22 protein-coding genes are annotated in these 24,564 nt (G+C 73.7%); 12 read left to right on the top strand and 10 right to left on the bottom strand.

Going from position 1 to position 24,564, the window contains the following annotated elements:
* Positions 1 to 119: 119 nt before the first annotated feature.
* Positions 120 to 290: a DUF3117 domain-containing protein gene (locus AAD528_RS04930; protein ID WP_345750938.1), complete on the top strand. Its 171-nt coding sequence runs from the start codon at positions 120 to 122 to the stop codon at positions 288 to 290.
* A gap of 62 nt (positions 291 to 352) precedes the next feature.
* On the opposite strand, the gene AAD528_RS04925 is transcribed toward AAD528_RS04930, so the two are convergent.
* Positions 353 to 982 carry an O-methyltransferase gene (locus AAD528_RS04925; protein WP_345750937.1) on the bottom strand — a complete coding sequence of 210 codons (630 nt, stop codon included), beginning with the start codon at positions 980 to 982 and terminating at the stop codon, positions 353 to 355.
* Positions 983 to 1,060: 78 nt separating this feature from the next.
* On the opposite strand from AAD528_RS04925, the gene AAD528_RS04920 reads away from it, so the two are divergent.
* Positions 1,061 to 1,435: a twin-arginine translocase TatA/TatE family subunit gene (locus tag AAD528_RS04920; protein ID WP_345750936.1), complete on the top strand. Its 375-nt coding sequence runs from the start codon at positions 1,061 to 1,063 to the stop codon at positions 1,433 to 1,435.
* A gap of 101 nt (positions 1,436 to 1,536) precedes the next feature.
* On the opposite strand, the gene AAD528_RS04915 is transcribed toward AAD528_RS04920, so the two are convergent.
* Genes AAD528_RS04915 through AAD528_RS04905 form a run of 3 tightly spaced genes read right to left on the bottom strand, consistent with a single transcriptional unit; the run spans position 1,537 to position 4,528 of the window.
* Positions 1,537 to 2,691, bottom strand: a complete 1,155-nt coding sequence (locus AAD528_RS04915; protein ID WP_345750935.1) for an Mrp/NBP35 family ATP-binding protein — start codon at positions 2,689 to 2,691, stop codon at positions 1,537 to 1,539.
* The gene (locus AAD528_RS04910) at positions 2,688 to 3,236 is read right to left on the bottom strand and encodes a DUF1003 domain-containing protein (RefSeq protein WP_345750934.1); all 549 of its coding nucleotides are present in this window, start codon (positions 3,234 to 3,236) and stop codon (positions 2,688 to 2,690) included. The genes AAD528_RS04915 and AAD528_RS04910 overlap by 4 nt, the downstream gene beginning before the upstream one ends.
* A complete protein-coding gene (locus AAD528_RS04905; protein WP_345750933.1) occupies positions 3,236 to 4,528 on the bottom strand; it encodes a magnesium transporter MgtE N-terminal domain-containing protein in 1,293 nt (430 codons plus the stop codon). Before AAD528_RS04905 ends, AAD528_RS04910 begins: the two co-directional genes overlap by 1 nt.
* A 183-nt stretch (positions 4,529 to 4,711) precedes the next feature.
* Between AAD528_RS04905 and AAD528_RS04900 the strand changes: the two genes are divergently transcribed.
* Together AAD528_RS04900 and AAD528_RS04895 are read left to right on the top strand one after the other, a co-directional pair.
* Entirely contained in the window at positions 4,712 to 5,410 is a 699-nt protein-coding gene (locus AAD528_RS04900) for a YflT domain-containing protein (protein ID WP_345750932.1), read from the top strand.
* A complete protein-coding gene (locus AAD528_RS04895; protein WP_345750931.1) occupies positions 5,407 to 6,066 on the top strand; it encodes an alpha/beta hydrolase family protein in 660 nt (219 codons plus the stop codon). The genes AAD528_RS04900 and AAD528_RS04895 overlap by 4 nt, the downstream gene beginning before the upstream one ends.
* A 58-nt stretch (positions 6,067 to 6,124) precedes the next feature.
* Here AAD528_RS04895 and AAD528_RS04890 read toward each other — a convergent pair whose 3' ends face one another.
* Positions 6,125 to 7,525: an aminopeptidase P family protein gene (locus AAD528_RS04890; protein ID WP_345750930.1), complete on the bottom strand. Its 1,401-nt coding sequence runs from the start codon at positions 7,523 to 7,525 to the stop codon at positions 6,125 to 6,127.
* Between the two features lie 40 nt (positions 7,526 to 7,565).
* Here AAD528_RS04890 and AAD528_RS04885 point away from each other — a divergent pair, with 40 nt between their 5' ends.
* Positions 7,566 to 7,943 (top strand): DUF3054 domain-containing protein, encoded by a 378-nt coding sequence (locus AAD528_RS04885; RefSeq protein ID WP_345750929.1) that lies wholly within the window; start codon positions 7,566 to 7,568, stop codon positions 7,941 to 7,943.
* Here the strand turns inward: AAD528_RS04885 and AAD528_RS04880 are convergent.
* Positions 7,940 to 8,959: an endonuclease/exonuclease/phosphatase family protein gene (locus AAD528_RS04880; protein WP_375339588.1), complete on the bottom strand. Its 1,020-nt coding sequence runs from the start codon at positions 8,957 to 8,959 to the stop codon at positions 7,940 to 7,942. The two genes, AAD528_RS04885 and AAD528_RS04880, sit on opposite strands and share 4 nt — an antisense overlap.
* 113 nt (positions 8,960 to 9,072) lie before the next feature.
* Between AAD528_RS04880 and AAD528_RS04875 the strand changes: the two genes are divergently transcribed.
* Entirely contained in the window at positions 9,073 to 9,951 is an 879-nt protein-coding gene (locus AAD528_RS04875) for a PHP domain-containing protein (protein ID WP_345750927.1), read from the top strand.
* A gap of 49 nt (positions 9,952 to 10,000) precedes the next feature.
* On the opposite strand, the gene AAD528_RS04870 is transcribed toward AAD528_RS04875, so the two are convergent.
* Positions 10,001 to 11,440, bottom strand: coding sequence for a DEAD/DEAH box helicase (locus AAD528_RS04870; RefSeq protein ID WP_345750926.1), 1,440 nt, complete (start codon positions 11,438 to 11,440; stop codon positions 10,001 to 10,003).
* Positions 11,441 to 11,607: 167 nt separating this feature from the next.
* Between AAD528_RS04870 and AAD528_RS04865 the strand changes: the two genes are divergently transcribed.
* The 3 genes from AAD528_RS04865 to AAD528_RS04855 all read left to right on the top strand — a co-directional run bounded on the left by AAD528_RS04865 (position 11,608) and on the right by AAD528_RS04855 (position 14,921).
* Positions 11,608 to 12,324, top strand: a complete 717-nt coding sequence (locus AAD528_RS04865) for a ferritin-like fold-containing protein (protein WP_345750925.1) — start codon at positions 11,608 to 11,610, stop codon at positions 12,322 to 12,324.
* Between the two features lie 147 nt (positions 12,325 to 12,471).
* On the top strand, positions 12,472 to 13,638 hold the full coding sequence (locus AAD528_RS04860) for an N-acetyltransferase DgcN family protein (RefSeq protein WP_345750924.1): 1,167 nt from the start codon (positions 12,472 to 12,474) through the stop codon (positions 13,636 to 13,638).
* Positions 13,639 to 13,745: 107 nt separating this feature from the next.
* The gene (locus AAD528_RS04855; RefSeq protein ID WP_345750923.1) at positions 13,746 to 14,921 is read left to right on the top strand and encodes a MarP family serine protease; all 1,176 of its coding nucleotides are present in this window, start codon (positions 13,746 to 13,748) and stop codon (positions 14,919 to 14,921) included.
* A gap of 13 nt (positions 14,922 to 14,934) precedes the next feature.
* Here AAD528_RS04855 and AAD528_RS04850 read toward each other — a convergent pair whose 3' ends face one another.
* Together AAD528_RS04850 and AAD528_RS04845 are read right to left on the bottom strand one after the other, a co-directional pair.
* Positions 14,935 to 15,225, bottom strand: a complete 291-nt coding sequence (locus AAD528_RS04850; protein WP_345750922.1) for a hypothetical protein — start codon at positions 15,223 to 15,225, stop codon at positions 14,935 to 14,937.
* Positions 15,226 to 15,230: 5 nt separating this feature from the next.
* Positions 15,231 to 15,455: a DUF3107 domain-containing protein gene (locus tag AAD528_RS04845; protein WP_345750921.1), complete on the bottom strand. Its 225-nt coding sequence runs from the start codon at positions 15,453 to 15,455 to the stop codon at positions 15,231 to 15,233.
* A gap of 146 nt (positions 15,456 to 15,601) precedes the next feature.
* On the opposite strand from AAD528_RS04845, the gene AAD528_RS04840 reads away from it, so the two are divergent.
* The 3 genes from AAD528_RS04840 (at position 15,602) to AAD528_RS04830 (ending at position 23,231) form a co-directional block, all read left to right on the top strand.
* On the top strand, positions 15,602 to 16,354 hold the full coding sequence (locus tag AAD528_RS04840) for a fructosamine kinase family protein (RefSeq protein WP_345751253.1): 753 nt from the start codon (positions 15,602 to 15,604) through the stop codon (positions 16,352 to 16,354).
* A 75-nt stretch (positions 16,355 to 16,429) separates the two neighbouring features.
* Positions 16,430 to 19,687, top strand: coding sequence for a PD-(D/E)XK nuclease family protein (locus AAD528_RS04835; RefSeq protein ID WP_345750920.1), 3,258 nt, complete (start codon positions 16,430 to 16,432; stop codon positions 19,685 to 19,687).
* Positions 19,688 to 19,703: 16 nt separating this feature from the next.
* On the top strand, positions 19,704 to 23,231 hold the full coding sequence (locus AAD528_RS04830) for an ATP-dependent helicase (RefSeq protein ID WP_345750919.1): 3,528 nt from the start codon (positions 19,704 to 19,706) through the stop codon (positions 23,229 to 23,231).
* On the opposite strand, the gene AAD528_RS04825 is transcribed toward AAD528_RS04830, so the two are convergent.
* Entirely contained in the window at positions 23,159 to 24,508 is a 1,350-nt protein-coding gene (locus AAD528_RS04825; RefSeq protein WP_345750918.1) for a phosphotransferase, read from the bottom strand. The two genes, AAD528_RS04830 and AAD528_RS04825, sit on opposite strands and share 73 nt — an antisense overlap.
* Positions 24,509 to 24,564 lie beyond the last annotated feature (56 nt).

Here is a 24,564-nt window from a genome sequence, read left to right as displayed (position 1 = left end):
CCCGCCCGGTCGGCTTTCCGATCTCCCGGGATATCGGGTCTCGGAGTGTCTCGAAAGTGGGCCACCGCTCCTGTGACCGGTAAACTTGCGGTGGGAGACCTCGACGAAAGGAAGCCACGATGGCAGCCATGAAGCCCAGAACCGGTGACGGACCGATGGAGGCCGTGAAGGAGGGACGCCTCATCATCGTGCGCGTTCCGCTCGAGGGCGGCGGCCGTCTGGTCGTCTCGGTCAACGACGACGAGGCCAAGCAGCTCTACGGCGTCCTCGGGGACGTCGTCGGCGCCTGAGCCCCCACGAACTCGAGAGGTCCGGATCCCGCAGGGGTCCGGACCTCTTCTCGTTCGCCGTGTCACTCGGCGATCGTGGTGAGCTGCAGCAGGCCCTCGCCGATGGTGGACAGCGCCGGGATCACGGCCGGGGACGCCTGCGTCTCCTGCAGCAGCGTGCGGTACGCGGTCGTGACGGCGTCGCGCGCGACCGGATCGGCGACGCGCCCGTTGAGCACGCGCGGCACGAGGACGGTCCCGCCCGCACGCGCCAGGCGCAGGCCGTGCTCGACGTAGTCGATGACGTTCTCGGCGTCGGCGTCGACCAGCACGATGTCGTATGACGCCTCGTTCATGCGCGGCAGGACGTCGGCGGCGCGGCCCGTGATGAGGCGGACGCGCGCGGCCGGGACGCGCGACTGCGTGAACGCCTGGCGGGCCGCGGCGAGGTGCTCGGGCTCGTGGTCGATCGTCGTCAGCACGGCCTTCGGGGCGCCGCGCAGCAGCCACAGGCCGGAGACGCCCGCGCCCGTGCCGATCTCGATGATGGAGCGCGCACCGGTCGCGGCGGCGATCACGGCGCACTGCGCGCCGACGCCCGCGCTGATGGGCGCGGCGCCGAGCTCGAGTGCGTGCTGGCGGGCGCGCGCGATGTGCTCCGGCTCGACGACCGTCTCCCGCGCGAAGCGCGCGATCGCGTCATGATCGCTCATGGCACCTCCCTGGATCCCCTCCAGCGTACGGTCGCGAGCCGAGCGGATCGCGCAGGCGCGGCCGGTAGGCTGGAGGCCATGTTCTTCGGGCTCACCTTCGAGAAGGTGCTCGTGATCGCCGCGATCGCCGCGCTTCTCATCGGGCCCGAGCGGCTGCCCCGCTACGCGGAGCTGCTGGCCCAGACCGTCAAGCGCGTCCGCGCCTTCGCGCAGGGCGCGCAGAGCCGCGTGCGCGAGGAGATGGGCCCCGAGTTCGACGAGGTCGACTGGCGCAAGCTCGACCCCCGGCAGTACGACCCGCGCCGCATCATCCGCGAGGCGCTGCTCGAGGACGACACCCCGGCCCGCGCGCCCGAGCCGTCGGTGATCGCGCCCCCGCGCCCGTCGGGCCCGATGGTCCGCCAGCACTTCACGGCCGCGGCGCCCCCGCCGTTCGACGCCGAGGCGACCTGACCGTCCCGAAAGGACGTGTTCTCAGCGAGAACATGCCAGATCGGCGCGGATCTCGCGTGTGCTCGCTGAGAGGACGTGTTCTCGGCGAGAGGGTGGGCGGATCAGCGGGCCGGCGCGAACGGGAGGCGGCGGCCGGCGAGGCGGCGGGGCTGCGACGCGATGCGCTCGGCGAGGCGGGTGACCTCGGCGGCGGCGGGATCGTCCGGATGCGCGACGACGATCGGATCGCCGGCGTCGCCCGAGGCGCGCAGCGCCGGGCTGAGCGGGATGGACGCGAGCACCGGGACATCCTGTCCGTCCTGCGACAGCGCGGTCGCGACCTCCGCGCCGCCGCCCGCGCCGAACAGGTCCATGACCGTGCCGTCGGGCAGCGTCATGGCGGCCATGTTCTCCACCACGCCGATCACGCGCTGCCCGGTCTGCCGGGCGACGAGGCCGCTGCGCACCGCGACGTCCGAGGCCGCGGCCTGCGGCGTGGTCACGACCAGCACATCGGCGTGGGGGAGAAGCTGCCCCACCGAGATCGCCACGTCGCCCGTGCCGGGCGGCATGTCCAGCAGCAGCACGTCCAGGTCGCCGAAGTACACGTCCGTGAGGAACTGCTGCACCGTGCGGTGCAGCATCGGCCCGCGCCACGCGACCGCCCCGGTGCGCGCGCCCGAGCCGGTCCCGTCGTCCTGCAGGAACATGCCGATCGAGATCGCCTTCACGCCGTGCGCGACGGGCGGAAGCATCAGCTCGTCCACGCGCGTGGGCTGCGCGATCTCGCCGCCCTTCGCGAGGCCGAGCAGCGGCGGGATGGAGAATCCGTGCACGTCGGCGTCGATCAGGCCCACCGCGAGCCCGCGCCGCGCGAGCGCGACCGCGAGGTTCGCCGTGACGGTGGACTTGCCGACGCCGCCCTTGCCGCTCGTGACCGCGATCACGCGCGTGAGCGAGTCCGGACCGAACGGCATGCCGCGGGCCGGGCGCAGCCGCGACGTGAGCGCCTTGCGCTCGGCCGGGGTCATCACGCCGACATCGATCGTGACGGCGCCGACCCCGTCGACCGACTCGGCCGCGCGCCGCACGTCGGTCTCGATGCGGTCGGCCGCCGGGCATCCCACGATCGTCAGCGCGATGCCCACGCGCACGTCCGCGCCGTCGGCCTCGACGCCGCGCACCATGTCGAGCTCGGACAGCGGCCGGCGCAGCTCCGGATCGGAGACGCGTCCGACGGCGTCGCGCACCCGGTCGGCGAGCTCCGCCGGCGTCACGATCCCTCTCGCGCCGGCGCGGCGCTCTCGTCGGCGTCGCGCTCCGCATCGCGCGAGTCGAGCTCCGCGAGCAGCGCCTTGAGCTCGTCGCGCAGCACGTCCCGGCTGACCACGCGCTCCTGCATGTCGCCGAGCGCCAGGCGCAGCGCGACGATCTCGCGCGCGAGGTACTCGGTGTCGGCGAGGTTGCGCTCGGCGCGCTGGCGATCCTGCTCGATCTGCACGCGGTCGCGGTCGTCCTGACGGTTCTGCGCGAGCAGGATGAGCGGGGCCGCGTACGACGCCTGCAGCGACAGCGCGAGCGTGAGCGCCGTGAAGCCGAGGTCGGCGGAGTCGAAGCGCAGGCCCTCGGGCGTCACCGAGTTCCACACCATCCACAGCACGACGAACAGGCTGAGCGCCACGAGGAACGTGGGCGTGCCCATCGCGCGGGCGATCCACTCCGTCGCGCGGCCGAAGCGGTCGCGGCCGCGCGGCGACGACGACGACAGCACGGGCGCGCGCCCGCGCACGGTGTCCGGCCGCGACATGTCACGGGCCGCCATCACGCGCGTCCCACCGTCGGGATCGATCCGGTCTGCGGCGCCGGCGGCAGCGGCGCATCCGCGTCCTGCGAGCGCCAGTCGTCGGGCAGCAGGTAGTCGAGCATGTCGTCGACGCTGATCGCCCCCACGAGGCGCCGGGCCTGGTCCACGACCGGCAGCGAGACGAGGTCGTAGCTCGCAAGGTGGCGGGCCACCTCGGCGGCGCTCGACGTGACGAGCACCGGTTCGATCGTGTCGTCCAGGATCGCCCCGATCCGCTCGTGCGGGGGATAGCGCAGCATGCGCTGGAAGTGCACGGCGCCGAGGAACCGCCCGGTGGGCGTCTCGTACGGCGGCAGGGTGACGAACACGCTCGCCGCGAGGGCCGGATGCAGCTCGTGGCGGCGGATCGTCGCGAGCGCCTCCGCGATGGTCGCGTCGGCCGACATGATGATCGGCTCGGGCGTCATCAGGCCACCCGCGGTGTCCGCGCCGTAGCGCAGCAGCATGCGGACGTCCTCGGCCTCCTCGGGCTCCATGAGCTGCAGCAGCTCCTCGGAGCGCTCGGGCTCGAGCTCGGCCAGCAGGTCGGCCGCATCGTCCGGATCCATCGCGTCGAGGACATCGGCGGCGCGCTCGTCGCCGAGCTTCTCCAGGATGTGCGCCTGCTCCTCCTCGGGCATCTCCTCGAGCGCGTCGGCGAGGCGCTCGTCGGAGAGCTCCTCGGCGACCTCGATCATCCGGTCCTCGGGGAGGTCGAGCAGGGTGTTGGCGAGGTCGGCGGGGCGCAGCTCGGCGTAGCTCGCCGCGAGCGCCTCGGCCGACTGGGACTCGCCCGGCGTGTGCTGCTCGCGCACCTCGCCCCACGTCGCGAACGTCGTCGGCCCCTTCGCGAACGGCGACGCGCTGGTCTTGGGCTTGCGCAGGAACAGCTGCCCGATCGACCACTCGCCGACCCGGTTCGGCTCGATCGCGACGTCCTCGATCACGGCCGATCCGGATCCGTCGACGAAGTGCACGCGACGGCCGACGACCTCCGCCAGGACGCGGACCTCGTCGGAGCGCGGCTGGAAGCGGCGCACGTTGATGAGGCCGGTCGTGATGACCTGCCCCGAGGAGATCGTGGTGACGCGGCCGATGTTCACGAACACCTGCCGGCGGCCGGGGATCTCGCACACCAGGCCGATCACGCGGGGTGCCGCCTTACTTCGAAACACGACGACGACGTCCCGGACCTTGCCGAGCCGGTCGCCCGCGGGGTCGAAGACGGGGCAGCCGGCCAGGCGCGCCGCGAAAACCCTCTGCGTGCTCATGCTCCCAGCGTAGTCCGCACCCTCGTCCCCCCGAGTCGCCCGCGATGCGTATCCGGGCGGGCGCCGATCCGGTTCTCAGATCGGGCGGGCGGGCCCGAGGGGACGCGGATCCCGCGTGCGAGAATTGCGCTCATGCGATGCACCGAGCGAACGGAGTGAGCCGAAGTGAGCATGCTGAGCGGGATGAACAGGCCTTTCGAGGTCGGCGAGACCGTGGCGACCTTCAAGGAGTACGACGCCGCGCAGAAGGCGGTGTCGAAGCTGATCACGGCCGAGGTGCCCGCCGCTGACATCGCGATCGTCGGCACGGCGCTGCGCTCGGTCGAGAAGGTGACCGGTCGGCTCGGGTACGCGCAGGCCGCGTGGTCGGGGGCCGTGAACGGCGTGCTGCTCGGCCTGCTGTTCGCCGCGATGGTCGTCATCTGGACTCCCGGTGTGCCGATGGCGACGTTCGCGGGCATCCTGCTGGTCGGCATCGCGTTCGGCATGCTGCTCCGGCTCGTGACCTACGCCATGGTGCGCCGCCGCCGCGACTTCGCGAGCGTGATGCAGGTCTCGGCCGAGCACTACGAGGTCACCGTGCTCTCGCGCAGCGTCGGCAGGGCGCGCCAGACCCTCGGCGCCGGGGCGCCCGCGCGTGCCGCGTCGGCCGCGCCCGCGACCACGGTCGCGCCGCCCGTCTCGCAGGAGCCGCCGCGCTACGGCGTGCGCGTCGAGCCGGGAGCCCCGGCGGCACCGGCCGCGCCCGCCGCCGCGCCCGAGCCGCACGTGGCTCCCGCGCCGGAGGCCGCCGCGCCCGAAGGCGCCGCGCCCGAGGCGCCGGAGGAGAGCCCGGGTGAGGACACCCCACGGGAGTCGCCGAAGGATCCCGACCGCGCGTGAGCGCGACCGAGAGCGCGCTGACCGTCCCGCTGGCGAGCGGATCCGTCGACGTCTCGATCGCGACCGACCCCGCTCAGAGCGCGCGGGCGATCCTGGTCCTCGCGCATGGGGCGGGCGCCGGCATGCGGCATCCGTTCCTCGCGGGGCTCGCGGGCGCGCTCGCGGACGACGGGATCACGGTGATCCGGTTCAACTTCCCGTATGTCGAGGCGGGACGGCGCATGCCGGGCCGCCCCGCCGACGCCGTCGCGACGTGGCGCGCGCTCGTGGCCCACGCGGCGACCGCCGGGCCCCCGGTGTGGGCCGCGGGGAAGTCGTACGGCGGCCGGATGGCGTCCATGGCGGCCTCAGAGGGCGACTTCCGGGTCGAGGGCCTCGCGTACCTCGGCTACCCGCTGCACGCGCCCGGCAAGCCGGAGAAGCCGCGCGCCGGGCACCTTCCGGCGATCGCGCAGCCGCAGCTGTTCGTCGAGGGCACGCGCGACGCGTTCATCCATCCGCTCGAGCAGTTCCGCGACGTCGTGGCGACGTGCCAGGACGCGACGGTGGAGTGGATCGAGGGCGGCGATCACTCGTTCGAGGTGAAGGGGCGCAGGCGCCCCGCGGACGTGATCGGCGCGGAGCTCGCGCCCATCCTGTCCCGCTTCATCGGCTGAGTGTCGACCCGATCGGCCCGAATTCCGCGCGGAATTCGGGCCGATTCGGTCAACGGGGTCAGCCGTGCAGGCGCGCGATCCAGGCCTCGACGTCGTCGGCCGTGCGCGGGATGTCCGCCGACAGGTTCACGGGGCCGTCTTCGGTCATCAGGATGTCGTCCTCGATGCGCACGCCGATGCCGCGGTACTCCTCCGGCACCGTGACGTCGTCGATCTGGAAGTACAGGCCGGGCTCGATCGTGAAGACCATGCCGGGCTCCAGCACGCCGTCGTAGTACATCTCCCGGCGAGCCTGCGCGCAGTCGTGCACGTCGAGCCCCAGGTGGTGGCTCGTGCCGTGCACCATGTAGCGGCGGTGCTGGCCGCCCTTGTCGGCCTCGAGGGCCTCCTCGGCCGTGACCGGCAGCAGACCCCACTCGGCCGTGCGGCGGGCCAGCACCTCCATGGCGGCCTCGTGCACGGCGCGGAACCTGATGCCGGGCCTCGCGGCCGCGAACGCGGCGTCGGCCGCCTCGCGCACGGTCTCGTAGATCTTCCGCTGGATCGGCGTGAACGTGCCGCTCACGGGCAGCGTGCGGGTGATGTCGGCCGTGTAGAGGCTGTCGATCTCGGCACCCGCGTCGATCAGGATCAGGTCGCCCGGCAGCACGGCGCCGTCGTTGCGGGTCCAGTGCAGGTAGCAGGCGTGCGGGCCGGAGGCGGCGATGGTGTCGTAGCCCTCCCAGTTGCCGTCGCTGCGCGCACGCTGGTGGAACACGCCCTCCACGACGCGCTCGCCGCGCGGGTGCTCGACGATGCGCGGCAGCTCCCGGACGATGTCGTCGAAGCCGTCGGCCGTGACCTGCACGGCGAGGCGCATCTGCGCGATCTCGAAGTCGTCCTTGCGCAGCCGCAGCTCGGAGACGAAGCGTGTGAGCTCCTCGTCCTGGTCCACCACGAGGTCGCCGTCGCGCGCCTCGAAGGACGCGATGTGCGCGGTCGGCAGGCCGAGCTCGCCGCTCACGCCGGGCAGGGCGGGGCGGGGGCCGATCCAGAACTCGCCGATCGTGGCGTCCGAGTAGAACTCCGCGGTGGTCCGGTCGGCGCGCTCGCGGAAGTACAGCGTGATGTCGTGGCCGCCGTCCGTGGGATCGAAGACCAGCACGGAGACGGGCTCGGAGTCGTTCGCCCACCCCGTGAGGTGCGCGAACGCCGAGTGCACGCGGAACGGGTAGTCGGTGTCGTTGCTGCGCTGCTTGAGCGGACCGGCCGGCACCACGAGGCGCTTGCCGGGGAACGCGGCGGACACGGCCGCGCGGCGGGCGGCGGCGTACGACGCCTGCTCGCGCAGCGGCGGCAGCTGCTCGGGGCGCTCGGCCCAGCCCTGCGAGATCGTGTCGAGGAAGCCCTGGGGATAGGGCTGGCGGCGGTTCGTCGCGCCGGTCTTCTCGTCCGTGGTCGCCTGCGTCTGCTCGCTCATCTTCCTATCCTCCCACCCGAACGGGTGCCAGTCTGAGTGCATGGCCGCACAGACCCGCTCGCTCCATCCCGCCGCCGTCTTCGCGATCGACCTCGTGCTGGTGCTGGTGTTCCTGCTGATCGGACGCACCACGCACGGCGAGCCGTTCCTCGAGGGTCTCGTCGGCAGCGCGTGGCCGTTCGTGGTCGGCCTCGTCGTGGGGTGGGCGGTGATCCTGCTGACGCGCACGCCGTCGACGAGCGTCCTCGCCGGCGGCATGGCGTGGTTCGCGACGCTCGTGATCGGGATGGTGCTGCGCGTCGCGTCCGGTGGGACCGCGGCCGTGCCGTTCATCATCGTCGCGACCATCACGCTCGCGGTGTTCCTGATCGGCTGGCGGCTCATCCTGCTGCTGGTGAACCGGCGCCGGCGCTCCTAGCCCGCGGGCTCGAGCTGCACGACGAGCGGGCGGTGGTCGCTGCCCGCACCGTCGAGGTTCGTCAGGACGATGGATCCGGTCGCGCGCCAGGCGTCCGAGTGCATCACGTGATCGATGGGCGCCGACAGCAGCGACGGCACATCGGTCGGCCACGTGCCCACGCCGCCGTTGCCCGTGGCGGCCGCGGCGTCGTGGCAGTAGCCGAGGTCGGCGCCGCCCTCGGCGAGCGGGTGCATGTGGTCGAGCGTCGCGTTGAAGTCGCCGGCGATGATGACGTCCTCGCCCTTCGGGCACTGATCCGCGATCCAGCGCAGATCCTGACGCCACACGTCCATGTACGACGGGCGCGGCGCGATCGCGTGCACCGCGACGACCGTGGGGCCGGTGCCGTCGACGGGCATCACGACCGCGCTCGGCAGCAGCTCGGTGTTGCTGGAGCCGTCGCCCGAGGACTCGATCACGGAGTAGTCGCCGAGATCCGGGGAGATCAGGATGGTCGTGACCCACGACTGGGGGCCGCGCTCGACCTCCTCGTTGTACTGCACGTGGTGCACCCACATCGGGCGCCCGAGCTCGCGCATCTCGATCGCGACGTCCTCGCCCACGCTCTGCGCGGTTTCGGGGAGCGCGATGATGTCGGCGTCCATCGCGACGGCCGACTGGGCGATCTGGTACGCCCCGGTCGCGTCGCCCGCGGTGTTCCAGGTCATCACGCGGACGCTGTCCTCGGTCTCCGGGGGCAGGGTGTCGCCGTAGCCGCGCATGCCGAGCGTGACGCCGCCGACGATGGCGCCGAGGCCCGCCACGAGCGCCATCGACATCGCGAACGCGCGCATCGGACGCGCCAGCGCCATCAGCAGGAACAGCAGCGTCAGCAGGGCGAACGCGACGACCAGGACGCCGCGCATCGACACGATCTGGGCCAACGGCACGGTCTGCTCGAGACGGAACAGCTGCGGCCAGCTGACGAGTGCCGTCGCGATGGCGAACAGCACCGTCACGAGGATTCCGAGCACGCGCAGCACTCTTCCGACACTAGGTCGCTCCGCTGAGAAACCGGCGTAATCGGCGCGTGTATCGGGTGAGCGTCGGGACCGAGGCGCCTGGTCATCGGGACTACCATCGGCCTGTGGGCGACGTCGGGGGCAAGCGGTTCATCGGACCGAGCGACCTGCACCTGCACTCCGCCCGCTCGGACGGCACCGAGCCGCCCGCCGAGGTGATGGCGGCCGCCCACCGACACGGCCTGCGCACCGTCGCGCTCACGGATCACGACACGACGGCCGGATGGGCCGAGGCCGCCGAGGCCGCGACGTCGCTCGGCATGACGCTGCTGCCGGGCATGGAGTTCTCCGCCAAGCACGAGTGGCGCAGCGTCCACCTGCTGTCGTACCTGTTCGATCCGGACGACCCGGCGCTGCGCGCGGAGACCGACCGGATCCGCGGCGACCGGATGGGACGCGCGGAGCGGATCGTCGCCAGCATCGCGCGCGACTACGACCTCACGTGGGACGACGTGCTCGAGCAGACGACCGAGGACGCCACGGTCGGGCGCCCGCACATCGCGGATGCGCTCGTCGCGCGCGGCCTCGTGCGCGACCGCGGCGAGGCGTTCGACGGCATCCTGCATCCGCGCGAGGGGTACTACGAGCCGCACTACGCGCCGGATCCGTTCCGCGTGGTCGAGCTCGTGACCGCCGCCGGGGGAGTCGTCGTCATGGCGCACCCCGTCACGCGCGGGCGCAGTCGGATGGTGCCCGAGCCCGTGCTCCACGCCCTGATCGACGCGGGGCTCGCCGGCTTCGAGATCGACCACCGCGAGAACACCGCGGAGGGCAAGCGCATCCTGCGGCGGATCGCGGCGGAGCGCGACCTGATCGTGACCGGATCCAGCGACTACCACGGCCGCGGCAAGCCGAACCTCCCGGGCGAGAACACCACGAGCGACGCCATGGTGGCCCGCATCATCGAGCGCGCCACGGGCACCTCGCCGGTCTACCCGGCGTAGAGACGAGAGACCCCCGCCGAAACGGGGGTCTCTCAGGCGTGGGAGGGGATCACGCGCCCTGGGCGGTCTGGCCCGACGAACGACGGCGGCGACGGCGGCGGCGCGCCGCGGCGGGCTTGCCGTCGTGGTGCTCCTTGCCCGCGCCGTCGTGCGTGCCCGAGCCCTCGCCGGCCTCGGCGGGCTGCTCGGCCCCGTGATCGGCGGGGACCTCCTCGGCGGGACGCCGGCGACGGGGCCGCTCGCGCCCCTCGGCTCCGGCGCGCGGCTCGCGCCGCTCGGGACGCGGGCGCTCGGCCTTCGGCGCGGTCGTCAGGCGTCCCTTGGTGCCGGCCGGGATGTCCAGGTCGGTGTAGAGGTGCGGGCTCGACGAGTAGGTCTCGGTCGGCTCGGGCTGGCCGAACTCGAGGGCCCGGTTGATGAGGGCCCACTTGTGCAGGTCGTCCCAGTCGACGAACGTCACCGCGATGCCGGTCTTGCCGGCGCGACCGGTGCGCCCGGCGCGGTGCAGGTACGTCTTGTCGTCGTCAGGGATCGTGTGGTTGATCACGTGCGTGATGTCGTCGACGTCGATGCCGCGCGCCGCGACATCCGTGGCGACCAGGACCTGGACCTTGCCGGCCTTGAAGGCCGCCATCGAGCGCTCACGCTGCTCCTGGCCCATGTCGCCGTGCACCCCGCCCACGCTGAAGCCGCGGTCGCCGAGCTCGTCGACCAGGCGCTGGGCCGCGCGCTTCGTGCGCGTGAAGATCACGGTCTTGCCGGCGCCCTCGGCCTGCAGGATGCGGGCGATGATCTCGTCCTTGTCGAGCGAGTGCGCGCGGTAGACGATGTGCTTGATGTTCGCCTGCGTGAGGCCCTCGTCGGGGTCCGTGGCCCGGATGTGGATGGGGTTCGTCATGAACCGGCGCGCGAGCGCCACGATCGGGCCGGGCATGGTGGCGCTGAACAGCTGCGTGTGACGCACCTGTGCGACCTTCTGGAAGATCTTCTCGATGTCGGCGAGGAAGCCGAGATCCAGCATCTTGTCGGCCTCGTCGAGGACGACCTCGGTCGCGTTCGAGAGGTCGAGCAGACGCTGGCCCGCGAGGTCGATCAGGCGTCCGGGCGTGCCGACGACGATCTGGGCGCCGGCCTTGAGCTGGTCGATCTGGCCCTCGTAGGCCTTGCCGCCGTAGATCGCGACGACGCTGGTCGCGCGGTTCGATGTGAGCAGGTCGAGGTCCTCGTACACCTGCACGGCGAGCTCGCGCGTGGGGACCACGATGAGCGCCTTCACGCCGGGCTCGGGGTTCCGGCCGAGTCGCTGCACCACGGGGATGCCGAAGCCGAAGGTCTTGCCCGTGCCGGTCTTGGCCTGTCCGATGAGGTCCTGGCCCGGCAGGGCGAGCGGGATGGTCTGCTCCTGGATGGGGAACGCGTCGACGATCCCCTTCGCGGCGAGGGCGTCGACGATGTCCTGGTCGACACCGAGGTCGGTGAAAGTGGTCACGATGTGCACGAGCCTGTCCGGCGGCCGTCGCCGCCTGGGAGATGAATGCGATCCACGCCTTCGATCTGCTCCGGGCGCGGCGGCCCCGATCCGTCGCCGGGGACCGCCCCAGCCTAGCGGAGCACCCTGTGCCGGCTCGGAAACGGCCACGCCCTAGGCTGTAGTCCGTGGTCAACTGGAGGTTCTGGCGCCGGCGCCCGCCCGCGCGCATCCTGCGTCTGCGATCCCGCGGCGACTCGGGCGACGCGACGCGCGTCGACTTCGAGGAGCTCGCGCCCGACGTCGAGACCTTCCTCGGCCAGGCCGCCTACCTGCAGCTCGGCTACTTCGAGACGCTGACCCGCCTGATCCGCGCCACTCCCGAGCTGGACGAGAAGGAGGCGCTGTCGCTCGCCGCCGGCGCGGCGCTCGTGAAGCACCGCGCGATCATCGACGTGATCCGGGATCGCGGCGACGATCCCGCCGACGTCATGGGGCCGTTCCAGGAGCAGCTCGACGCGTTCCGCCGTGCGACCATCGGCGCCCGGCCGCGCGAGACCATGCTGTCGGTCCACATCACGGCCGGCATGCTCGACGACTTCTACCGCTCGCTCGCCGCGAGCTACGGCGACACGGGGCGCCGCGTCGCGCGCATCCTGAACGTCGACAGCGACCGCGAGCTGCTCGTGGACCTCATCCGCAGCACGATCGACGAGGACGACGAGCTGCGCTCGCTGCTGTCGATGTGGGCGCGCCGCCTGGTCGGCGACACGCTCCTCGTCGCGCGCGCCGCCCTGCGCCCGCAGCGCCTCGGCGTCGACGACGAGAAGAAGGTCGAGCCGGTCTTCACCGCTCTCATGGCCGCGCACGCGCGCCGCATGGACGCTCTCGGCCTCGCCTCGTAGCTCCACCCGACCGGCGGGCGCCCATGTTCGCCTGTTACGGTGGCGCAGCCGGCACCTCGCCGGCGATCAGGGAAGACTTCTCGTCTGCCGGCCGGCCTCCGGGTCTCCGTTTTCAGTCGCCCGCTCTGTGTGACTGCTAGGAGAACCATGCACGCCTACGACCACGCCCGCACACCCCTGACGCATCCCGAGGTCGTTCCGGGACCGGTCGCCGCGCTTCCCTCCGGAGCGACGGCCATCGTGTACTGCGAGGGGCAGTTCGGCGAGCAGGACGGCAAGACGGCCAACGGCCTGGTCCGCCACTCCGAGAAGTACGAGATCCTCAGCGTGATCGACAGTCGCCACGCCGGCGTCGATGCGGGCATGCTGCTGGACGGAGTCTCCCACGACATCCCGATCCTGGCGGATCTCGCGCAGGCGATCGCGCACGCGGGCCGCGTGCCGGACTACCTCATCTGCGGCGTGGCTCCCGCCGACGGGCTGCTCTCGGCCGGTCAGCGCGTGGTGCTGCTGGACGGCATCGCCCGCGGCATGCACATCATCAACGGCCTGCACGAGTTCCTGGCGGACGACGCAGAGTTCGCGGCCGCGAGCCTCTTCGCCGGTGTGACGATCACTGACATCCGCCGCCCTCGCGACACGAAGGACCTTCACCTCTTCTCGGGGAGGATCTTCGATGTCACCTGCCCGCGCATCGCCGTGCTGGGCACCGACGGCGCGATCGGCAAGCGCACCACCGCGACGCTCCTCGTCCAGGCACTCAACGACCGCGGCATCCGCGCGGTGATGGTCGGCACCGGCCAGACGATGATCATCCAGGGCGGAAGGTACGGCGTCGCGCTCGACGCGCTCGTGCCGCAGTTCTGCTCGGGCGAGGTGGAGAACCAGGTCGTCGCGGCGTTCGAGGGAGACGATCCCGACGTCATCGTGGTCGAGGGCCAGGGCGCTCTCAGCCATCCCGCCTACCTCACCTCCGCCCATATCCTGCGCGGCAGCCGCCCCGCGGGCGTCGTGGTGCAGCACGCCCCCCGCCGCGCGGTGCTCGGCGACTTCCCGATGGTGGCGATGCCGACCCTCGCCAGCGAGGTGAAGCTGATCGAGGCCTTCGCCGACACGCGCGTGATCGGCATCACCGTGAACCACGAGGGCATGACCGACGCCGAGATCGGCGAGGCCATCGACGACATCGAGCTCGAACACGGGCTGCCCGCGACCGATCCGCTGACCCGGCCCCTCGGCCGCCTGGTCGACATGGTGCTGCTGGCGTTCCCGCATCTCGCCCGCGGGGCGGCGGTCGAGGTGCCGGCCGCCTGACCGGTCCGCTGCGCGCGGCCGGGCCGACCGTCGGGCGCTCACGGGCGGAGCGCAGACGCGGGCCATAGCCTGTGGGGTGGCGATGTGCTCGCCAGAGGAGGACTCGCGTGCTGCCCATCGCCGACATCGTGATCGTGGTGCTGCTGATCGCCGCCCTGCTCGTCGGGCTGCGCGTGGGGCTGTTCTCGGCCCTCGGCGCGCTGTGCGGACTGGTCGCGGCCGGGCTCGCGGCGCCGTGGGTGCTGCCGATGCTCGCCCGCGTCGTGACGGACCCGGCGTGGCGCCCGTTCGCCGTGATCGCCGGCGCCATCGCGCTGCTCGCTCTCGGGGCGGGGCTCGGCTCGGTGGTCGGGTCGCTGCTGCGGCGCGGAGCCGACCGGCTGCACCTCAAGGTGATCGAGCGGCTGCTCGGCGGAGCGCTCGGCGTGGTCGCCGCCGCCCTCGCGATCGCGCTCACCGGATCCGGCATCGCGAGCGCGGGCATCCCGGTCGTCTCGTCGGCGGTGTCGTCCTCGAGCGCGCTGCGGACGATCGACCGGATCACGCCGGCCCCGGTGTCCGAGGCGATGGCGCGACTGCACGCGGCAGTCCTCGGCGACACCGTGCTGCCCACGATCGACGGCCTGCTGGGCGCGGTGGACACCGACGTCGCGGTCGACGTCGACACGAACGCGCCGGCGCTGCTGACGGCCGCCGAGTCGGTCGCGCGCATCCGGGGCGTGGCCGACGCGTGCTCGCGGAGCCTCAGCGGCACCGGCTTCGTCGCGGCCGAGGACCGCATCGTGACGAACGCGCACGTCGTCGCGGGCATGCAGACCCCGGTCGTCGAGCTGCCGGGGGAGCCCGCGCGCGACGGCCGGATCGTCTACTTCGATCCGGTGGACGACCTCGCCGTGATCGCGGTGGATGTGGACGCACCCGCGCTGCCCGTGGTGGAGCCCCTCGTCCCCGGCGACCCGGCCGCCATCCAGGGATTCCCCTATGGCGGGCCGTTCCGCAGCGTCGCCGCGACGGTCGCGGCCGTGGGGCCGGCGCCGATCCCGGACATCCACGGCGGGTCCGCCGCGCCCCGGCAGGTCTACGCGTTGGCGGCGGCGGTGCACCCCGGAAACTCGGGAGGCCCGCTGCTCACGACGGACGGCGCCGTGGCGGGAGTCGTCTTCGCCCGCGACGAGGTGCAGGACGACGTCGGCTACGCCATGACGACGGCCGAGCTGATGCCCGTGCTCGACCAGCTGGACGGCGCGACGGAGCCGGTGCCGACGGGCGACTGCGCGCTCTGAGCGGCGGCCGGTCTCAGACCAGGCCGAGGCGCCTCGCGGAGGCCGCGTCGCGCGCGGCGCGCGCCCGGCTGATCGCGTCGGTGCCGACCCAGGAGATCAGGACAGCCACGACCAGCGTGACGAGCCACGTGATCGGGTTCGCCTCGCCGAGGCCCGACCAGGTGCACACGGCGTAGACGATCGCTGCGATGCCGCCGGCGATCGACGGCGCGAGCGCGACGCCGCGCAGCGATCGGCGCGGCAGCGCGAAGTGCACGCCGACGCCGAACGCGATCGCCGCCACGAGGGCCAGGACGATGTACATCGGCGTCAGGCGACGAAGCCGACGCGGCGGGTCTCCTCGCTGCCGACCTCGACGAACGCCAGGTTCGCGGTCGGGACGATGTAGGAGTTGCCCTTGACGTCGGTGAAGGCCAGGTGGCTCTCGCCCTTGTCGAGCGCGGCGGCGATGGCGGTCTTGACGTCCTCGGCGCTCTCCGACGACTCGAAGCTGAGCTCGCGGCCGGTGTTGGTGATGCCGATGCGGATGTCCACGGGTGACTGCCTTTCGTCGCGCCAGCGGCCCCGCCGGGATGGGTACCAGGGCCGTGCGTCAACTCTATGGCAGGCCGCCGACACGGCAGGCGGCTGAACGCTGTGGGCGAAATCGTCGGGACACTGGAGGCGTGACCGAGACCGTGATGAAGCAGGATGCGGGCGCGCCGGAGGGCTTCTTCGAGGCGGAGGCGGCGGGCCTGCGCTGGCTCGCCGAGCCCGAGGACGGCGCCCGGATCGCGCGCGTGATCGACGTCGGCCCCGGGCGGATCGAGCTCGAGCGCATCGGCGAGGGACGCCCTTCCGCGGCCGCGGCGCGGGCGTTCGGCGCCGCCCTGGCGCGCACCCACGACGCGGGCGCCGCGGCGTTCGGCTCGCCGCCCGAGGGATGGGACGGCGCGGGCTTCATCGGACGGCGGTCCCAGCCCTATGCGCGGGAGTCGCGCTGGGGCGCGTTCTACGCGCGCGACCGCGTCCTGCCGTTCCTCGACGTCGCCGTGGCGGCGGGCAGCCTGACCGCGGACGAGGCGCGGGTCGTGCGGGACGCGTGCGCCGCGGTCGCGGACGGCGCGTTCGACGACGACGAGGCGCCGGCGCGGATCCACGGCGACCTCTGGGCGGGGAACGTGCTGTTCTCGCGCGACGGGGTGGTGCTGATCGATCCGGCCGCGCACGGCGGACATCGCGAGACCGATCTCGCGATGCTGGCGCTGTTCGGCGCACCGTTCCTCGAGGAGATCCTGGCGGGCTACGCGGCGGAGCGCCCGCTGCGCGAGGGATGGCGCGAGCGCGTGGCCGTGCACCAGCTGCATCCGCTCGCGGTGCACGCCGCCGGTCACGGCCGCGCGTACGGCGTGCGGCTCGCGCGCGCGGCCCGGGCCGTGCTGGCGCTGGCGTGAGCGCCGGGCCCGCGCGGCCCCGCCGACCGGCGCCGCCGCACGCCGATGTCCGCGGCCGCGTTTAGCGTGGAACCCATGACCTCATCCGCCTGGGACGCCGGCCAGCTCGCGGTGCTCGGGCTGCCTCCCGAGGCCTCCGGCACCGTGGTCGGGGCGCCGGGCACGGGCAAGACCGCGGTGCTGGTCGAGCGCGTCGCGCGGCTGCTCGACGGCGGCGTCGCGGCCGACGAGCTCGTCGTCCTCACCCCGACGCGCGTGTCGGCCACGCGTCTGCGCGACGAGCTCGGCGTCCGCGTGCGCGTGGCGACGCCCGGTCCGCTGGCGCGGTCGATCGGATCCTTCGCGTTCCAGGTCGTGCGCGCCGACGCCGTGCGCCGCGGTGACGAGCCGCCGAAGCTGCTGACGGGCGCGGATCAGGACCGCATCGTCGCGGACCTCCTCGCGGGCGACGAGGAGGACGAGCGCGAGGGCATCGTGCTCTGGCCCGCCGAGCTGGGGGCGCCCGTGCGCGCCTCGAAGGGATTCCGGTCCGAGCTGCGCGCGTTCCTCGGCGAGCTGACCGAGCTCGGCGTTGGTCCCGCCGAGCTGGCGTCGCTCGGCGTGCCCGCGTGGACCGCCGTCGCGCGCTTCCTGCGGGAGTACCGCGGCGTGCTCGACCGGATGCGCTCGCCCCACCGCGACGTCGCGGAGCTGTATGGCGAGGCGTCCGCCGCGCTGCGGGCGGGCGCCGTCATCGCGGGACTCGAGCGGCTCCGGATCGTCCTGATCGACGACGCGCAGGAGCTCACGCGCGGCGGGATCGCGGTGGTCGAGGCGCTGCGCGACCGCGGCATCGCCGTGCTCGCGTTTGGCGACCCCGACATCGGATCCGGCGCCTTCCGCGGCGTGACGCCCGAGCTGTTCGCGCGCCTGGCCGGCGCCCTCGGCGCCCGCCACGTGCTCGACGGCGCGCACCGCGCCGTCCCCGCGCTCACGCGGCTGACGCGCACGGTGACCCAGGCGGTCGGCGCCGCGGGCGTGGTCTCGCACCGCCGCGCGCCGGGCCCCGAGGCCGACGACGTGGCGGCGGTCGAGACGCGAGTCGCGGCGTCGCCGTACGAGGAGGTCGACCAGATCGCGTGGACGCTGCGCGACTGGCACCTGCTCGGCGAGGTGCCGTGGGCGCGCATGGCTGTCATCGCGCACGACAGCCGCCAGCTGACGATGCTCGAGGCCGAGCTCGCGGCCCGCGAGGTGCCGACCCGCGCGGCGGGCGTGCAGCGACCGCTCGGCAGCGAGGCCGTGGTGCACGACATCGTCGAGATCGTGCGGCTCGGCCTGCAGGATCACGCGGCGCGCGATCCCGAGCGGCTCATCGAGGCGCTGCGCTCGCCGTTCGGCGGCCTCGACGGCGTCGGGCTGCGGCGGCTCCGCGCGCACATGCGTCACGCGGAGCTCGCGGACGGCGGCAACCGCCCGGCGCGCGAGCTGCTGCACGAAGCGCTCGCCCATCCGGCCGCCTTCGACCTGATCGACACGCCGGAGGCCCGCACCGGCCGGCGCCTGGCCGAGACCCTGCGCCTGCTGCACGAGGAGGGCGCGCGCGGCGCGACGATCCACGAGCTGCTGTGGCTGGTGTGGGACCGCGCGCGCACGGGAGACGGGCGGCGCCTCGAGCGCGCGTGGCACGAGGCGGCGCAGGCGGAGGGACCGCTCGCGGCCGAGACGGGCCGCGCGCTCGACGGCCTCGTGGCGCTGTTCGCCGCCGCCAAGCGCGCGGTCGAGCGGAACCCCGAGGAGGGACCGCTGCCGTTCGTCCGCGAGATCCTCGACAGCGACGTGCCCGAGGACACCCTCTCGTCGCCGGATCGCGCGGGCGCGGTCACGCTGATGACGCCGGCCAACGCGCTGGGCGTCGAGTTCGACGCGGTCGTGATCGCGGGCGTGCAGGAGGGCGTGTGGCCGAACGTGCGCCTGCGCGGCGGGCTGCTCGACTCGTGGCGGCTCGCCGACGTGGTCGCGGCGCATCGCGAGGGCCGGCGCGGCGCCGAGCCGGCCGGCGTGCTCGACCGCCGGCGCGCCGCCATGCACGACGAGCTGCGGCTGTTCGTGCGGGCCGTGTCGCGCGCGCGCCACCGCCTGCTGGTCACGGCGGTCGACGATGACGACACGGGCCCGAGCGCGCTGTTCTCGTTCCTTCCCGAGCCCACCGCGGACGGCGACGGGCGGGCGGCGCACCCGCTCACGCTGCGCGGCCTGGTCGCGCGGCACCGCCGGTCGCTCACGGAATCGTCCGTTCCGGGGGAGGCGGCCGGCCAGCTGCGCATGCTGGCCGAGGCGGGCGTGCCCGGCGCCGCGCCGGAGGAGTGGTACGGCGTGCTCGAGCCCTCCACCGACCGGCCGCTGCGCGACCTCGACGCGGGGCCGGCACGCGTCTCGCCCTCGCGGATGGAGGCGTTCGAGGAGTGCGGTCTCGGCTGGGTCATCGACGGCCTCGGCGGCAGCACGGTCACGCCGCCGAGCGCCGGCATCGGCACGATCCTGCACGCCGCGCTCGAGCGCTTCCCCGACGGCGAGCTCGACGGGCTCCGCTCGGTCGTCGACGAGCGCTGGCCCGAGCTCGACTTCGAGACGCCGTGGATCGCCGCCAAGGAGCGGGCGCGCGCCGACCTGTACGTCGACCGGCTGCACGCGTACCTGCGCGCCGTCCGCGCCGACGGGGGAGCCCACGTGGTGTCGGAGGCGGCCTTCCGCTTCGCGGTGGCCGTCGACGCGGAAGCGCCGGATGCCGCGCCCGACGGGGAAGGGCCGGATGCGCCGGTGCCCGCCGTGTACGTCGGCGAAGAGATCGACGGCCCGCGCCGGGCGATCGTGAGCGGCGTCATCGACCGTGTCGAGACCTACCCGCCCGGCTCCGGCGAGCACGGACCGGGACGCTCCCGCGGCTGGACCGCGATGGACTGCGCCGACGCGGATGCCGCCGAGCACGTCGTGGTGGTCGATCTCAAGAGCGGGCGCTACGAGAAGCCCGGCGACAACGACGTGCTGCAGCACGGGCAGCTCGCGGCCTACCAGGTGGCCGTGCAGGAGGGGCTGATCGAGGGCGCGCGCGCGGGCGGGCTCGCCGGCGCGCGGCTCGTGATCGTCTCGCAGACGCTCGCGAAGAGCGACTACCGCGTCGCGCACCAGCACCGCCTCGCCGACGAGTCGCGCGCCGAGTTCCTGCGCCGCGTGGCCGACGCCGCGCGCGGGATGTCGGCCAGCAGCTTCATCGCGCAGGTCGATGCGCACTGCACCGAGGGGATGTTCGTGAAGCCGTGCCGGATCCACACCATCGAATCAGTGAGTGCCTAGGCGAGGTGGTGAGCGCGTGACCCTCCCGATCGAGACCCTCGTCGCCCCGTCATGGGCCGGCGGGCACGGCATCGCCGCGACCGACATCGCCGCGGCCCTGGGGCTCCCGACGCCGACCGCCGCGCAGCAGCGGGTGATCGAGGCGCCGCCCAGCCCGGCGCTCGTCGTGGCGGGCGCGGGCAGCGGCAAGACCGAGACCATGGCCGGGCGGGTGGTGTGGCTCGTCGCGAACGAGCATGTGCGGCGCGACGAGATCCTCGGCCTCACCTTCACGCGCAAGGCGGCCGGCGAGCTCACCGAGCGCATCGGCGCGCGCCTCGCCCTGATCGACGAGTTCGGCCGCCGCGGTCTGCTGCCGCACCTGCGCGAGATCGTCCGCGACGGATCCCTCGCGCGCATCGCCGCGGCCGCGACGCCCGCGCAGCGCGAGGCCGTGCGCCGCGAGGTGCTGGACGGCCTGGCCGTCGCGCGCGGCACGGGCTGGGACCCCGCCGCGCCCCGCACGGTCGACGACCTGATGATCCGGCCGCGCGTGGCGACCTACAACGCGTTCGCGGATTCGATCGTGCGCGAGCACGCCGCCCGCATCGGGCGCGACCCGGATGCCGCGATGCTCAGCCAGTCGGCGTCGTGGCTGATCGCGCGGCACGTCGTGCTGCGCGCGCAGATCCCGGGCCTCGAGGACGTCGACCGCGCGCTGAACGGCGTGGTCGACGCCGTGCAGCGCCTCGCGGCCGAGGTGCTCGACCACCGCATCGACCTCGACGAGCTGCAGCGCACGGCGCTCGATCAGGCCGCGGCGTTCGAGCCGTACCGCGAGAAGGACGCCGTCGAAAAGGCCGCCGCGAACCTGCTGTCGATGCCGATCCTGGTCCAGCTGGTGCGGGACTGCATCGCCGAGAAGGAGCGCCGGGGCGTGCTGGACTTCGCGGATCAGGTGAGCGGCGCCTACGACATCGTCGAGCACGCGCCGCAGGTGCGCGCCGACCTGCGCGAGCAGTACCGCGTCGTGCTGCTGGACGAGTACCAGGACACGTCGGTGATCCAGACGCGGTTCCTCGCCGAGCTGTTCCGCGACGGCACCGTGATGGCCGTGGGCGACCCCCACCAGTCGATCTACGGCTGGCGCGGCGCGAGCGCCGACAACCTGTACGCGTTCGACGCGGCGTTCGCGCGCGAGGTGCCGGCCGCGCACTTCAGCCTCATGACGAGCTGGCGCAATGACCGGCGCATCCTCGCCGCCGCCAACCGCGTGCTGCGGCCGCTGCAGGGGCGCGGATCCTTCACGGTCCCCGAGCTGGAGCCGCGACCGGGCGCGGGCGAGGGGCGCGTGTCGACGCGCTTCGAGCTCACTGTCGACGACGAGGCCGCTGCGGTGGCCGACTGGTTCGCGCAGGTGCGCGCGGCACACCCCGGTGGCAGGCCGCACGGTGTGGAAACCGCGGCGAAGCCGCACACCGGCGCCATCCTGTTCCGCTCGAAGAAGCACATGCAGACCTTCGCCAAGGCCCTGGGCGACCGCGGCATCCCGCACCGCATCCTCGGCCTCGGCGGCCTGCTGTCCACGCCCGAGGTCACCGATGTCGTGTCGATGCTGCGCGTGCTGCACGATCCGACCGCCGGATCGGCGCTCATCCGGCTGCTCGTCGGCCCGCGGTTCCGCGTGGGTGTGGCGGACATGGCGGCGCTGTTCGACCTCGCGACCGAGCTCGCGCGCCGCGACGGCGGCCTCGCTCCGCTGTCCGACGAGCTCAAGGCGCGGCTGCGCAGCTCGGCCGGCGTCGACGAGGCGGTGTCGATCGTCGACGCGATCGACTTCGTCCGCACCACGCGCGACGACTACCGCCTGCTCGAGGGCATCAGCGCCGAGGGGCGACGCCGGATGCGCCGCGCGGGCGAGCTGCTCGGGCGCCTGCGTCGCGCGGTCGGACAGCCGGTGCCCGAGCTGATCCGGCTCATCGAGCTCGAGCTGCGCCTCGACATCGAGCTCGCCGCGAACGAGACGCGCGGCCCCGCCCGCATCGCCTCGACGCAGCTGCGCGCGTTCGTCGACGAGGTGCGGGCATTCCTCTCGGCCGACGAGCGCGGCACGATCGGCAGCCTCCTCGCCTGGCTCGACAAGGCCGAGTCGACCGACGAGCTGATGCCCCGGAGCGAGCCGCCCGAGCCGGGCGTCGTGCAGCTGCTCACGATCCACGGCTCCAAGGGGCTCGAGTGGGACGCCGTCGCGGTCGTGCGCATGGTCGACGACGAGCTGCCCAGCCGCGTCAGCGACACGTCCGGATGGTTCGGCTTCGGCGTCGCGCCCTTCGCGCTGCGCGGCGATGCCGCGGCGCTGCCGCGGTTCGCGTGGGACCCGGCCGGCGCGATGGCCGAGGCGGGCGACGACCCGGTCAAGCGGCACAAGGCGGCGCTCGACTCACTGGCGGCGGGTAGGACCAAGGCCTACCCGCACGGCGGCGCGCTCACGCGGTTCAAGGACGCGTACCGCGACTACCAGCAGGAGGAGGAGCGCCGGCTCGCGTACGTCGCGGTGACACGCGCGCGCGGCGAGCTGCTGCTGACCGGCGCGCACTGGGCGGGTCAGAAGTCGCCCCGCAGGCCCAGCCCCTACCTGCTCGACACGATCGACGAGCTGGGACTGGATCCGATCGGCGAGGTCGACACGGACGACAACCCGTACGAGGGCACGGCGCTCACGCGCCAGTGGCCGCTGGATCCGCTCGGGCATCGGCGCTCCCGCGTCGGCGAGGCCGCCGAGGTCGTGCGCGGGGCCGTGCCCGCCGAGCCCACGCCGCAGGCCGCGCGGCTGCTCGCCGAACGGGAGGAGCGCTCACGCGGGCGCGCCCTCGCGGCGCCGACCCGCATCCCGGCATCGCGCTTCAAGGACTACGTCACCGACTTCGCGGGCACCGTGTCGCAGATCGACCGCCCGCTGCCGGAGCGGCCGTACACGCAGACGCGCATCGGCACCCTGTTCCACCAGTGGGTCGAGCAGCGCTCGGGCATCGCAGGCGCCGGATCCTCGACGGACGACGCGCTGTGGGAGAGCGACGAGGAGCTCTGGGACGACGACGCGCCGGCGCATCCGCGGCCCGAGACCGAGGTGTCGGCGGAGGACGAGGCCGCGCTCGCCCGGCTGCGCGAGATCTTCCTGCGCAGCGAGTGGGCCGGCCTGCGTCCCCTGGAGGTCGAGACCGAGATCGACTTCGCGATGCCCGCGCCGGACGGCGCCCCCGCGCACATCGTGATCTGCAAGCTCGACGCGGTGTACGAGCGGGACGGCCGGATCGAGATCGTCGACTGGAAGACCGGCAAGGCCCCGCGCACGGCGGCGGAGCGCGAGCTGCGCTCGCTCCAGCTCGCGCTGTACCGCGTCGCGTACCACCGGCGGCACGGCGTGCCGCTCGACCGGATCGACGTGGCGCTGTTCTACGTCGCGGACGACCTCGTCATCCGCGACGAGCGGGTCTACTCGGAGGAGGAGCTGGTCCAGCGCTGGAACGCCGCGCGCGCCGAGCGGCGGCCGTCCTCCGCCGACTGATCCTCGCCGTCGGTCCTCTCGCCGTCGGCCTTCCGGCCGGACGCGTCGCCCGTCACGACCGGGATCGCGTCGGTGTCGGTCGAGTCGGCGCCGGGCGCGGGGGCGCCGGCGGCGATGCCGACGAAGTCCGCCGCGTCGATCGGCTGCGTCTCCTGGGCCGCGGCGGTCGCCCGCGCGCGCTTCTCGGCGCTCCAGGACGCGTCGGGCCCGAGCGCGAGCTCATCCGGATCGAACGCGTCGGTCTGCATCGACGTGTCGACGCGGGGCGCGTCGGCACGCTGCGGCACCTTGGCGAGCACGGTCATGGCGTCGTCGATGTCGGTGCGCCCGTCCTCGTCGATCTCGGCGAGCAGCACGTCGTCCTTCACTCCCTCGGCGAGCGACTCCAGCAGCGCGGCGGCGTCGTCCACGACGTCCGACCGGTGGGTCTCGAGTCCGTGCACGAGCCAGCGCGCGAACTCCAGCTCGGCGTGCAGGCGCGCCCGCACGCGCACCGCCGCGTCGGGCGCGCGGTGCGCGGCGTCGGCGTACGCGCGGAAGATGTCCTTCGCGGCGTCGGGCGCCGATGCGACCCAGCGCAGGTCGACCGCGGGGTCGTCGATCGACAGGCCGTGCCAGTCGAGCAGGCCGGAGACCGTCGGCGCGCCGCGCTCGTCGTCGACGAACAGGAACGAGGTCGCCTGCGTGCCGCCCAGGCACACGGCCGGCTCGAACGCCCAGAGGCGGTCGTCCTCGAGCGCGTCGCGCCAGCGCACCGTGAGCCGCACCGGCAGCCGCCCGCTGTGGGACGCGGCCTCGACCACGCGGCGCACGTCGGCGCGCGTCTGCTCGGGGCCGCGCTCGCGCAGGCCGGCCGACCGCACCACGGACGGGGGCAGGGCGTGCACGGCCGCGAGCGCCCGGCCGATGGAGGTCGCGGCGCCCTCGCCGGGCGGGATCTCCTCGGAGTCGATCAGGTAGCCGGGCACGAAGGTCGTCACGATCGCGCGCCCGGTCGTGAGGCCCGCGGCTCCCACGTACTCGGGGGCGCGGAACGGCAGCATCTCGCGCACGCCCGCGGTCAGGGCGCGCAGGGACATGACCTCGGCGGCGACCTCCTGGTCGACGCCCTCCTCGTTCGCGATGCGGATCACGAGCTCGCGTCCGTCGGCCAGGGTCGCGACCGCGGCGTCGAATCGTCCGGCGCCGTGAGCCGTGAGCCGACGTGCGCCGATCACCTCGGCATCCGGGACGGCTGCTGTGGCGGCCGCCGCTAGAGTGAGGGGAGAGCGTGCCATGCCCTCAGGGTAGGTCGCCGGCCCGGGCGTTCGGCCCGCGCCACGCCCGCGAGAGC

The organism is Microbacterium rhizophilum, assembly GCF_039605615.1.
Lineage (GTDB): Bacteria > Actinomycetota > Actinomycetes > Actinomycetales > Microbacteriaceae > Microbacterium > Microbacterium rhizophilus.
Note: the sequence above shows the minus strand (reverse complement) of the source record. Positions and strands in the feature narration are given on the sequence as shown.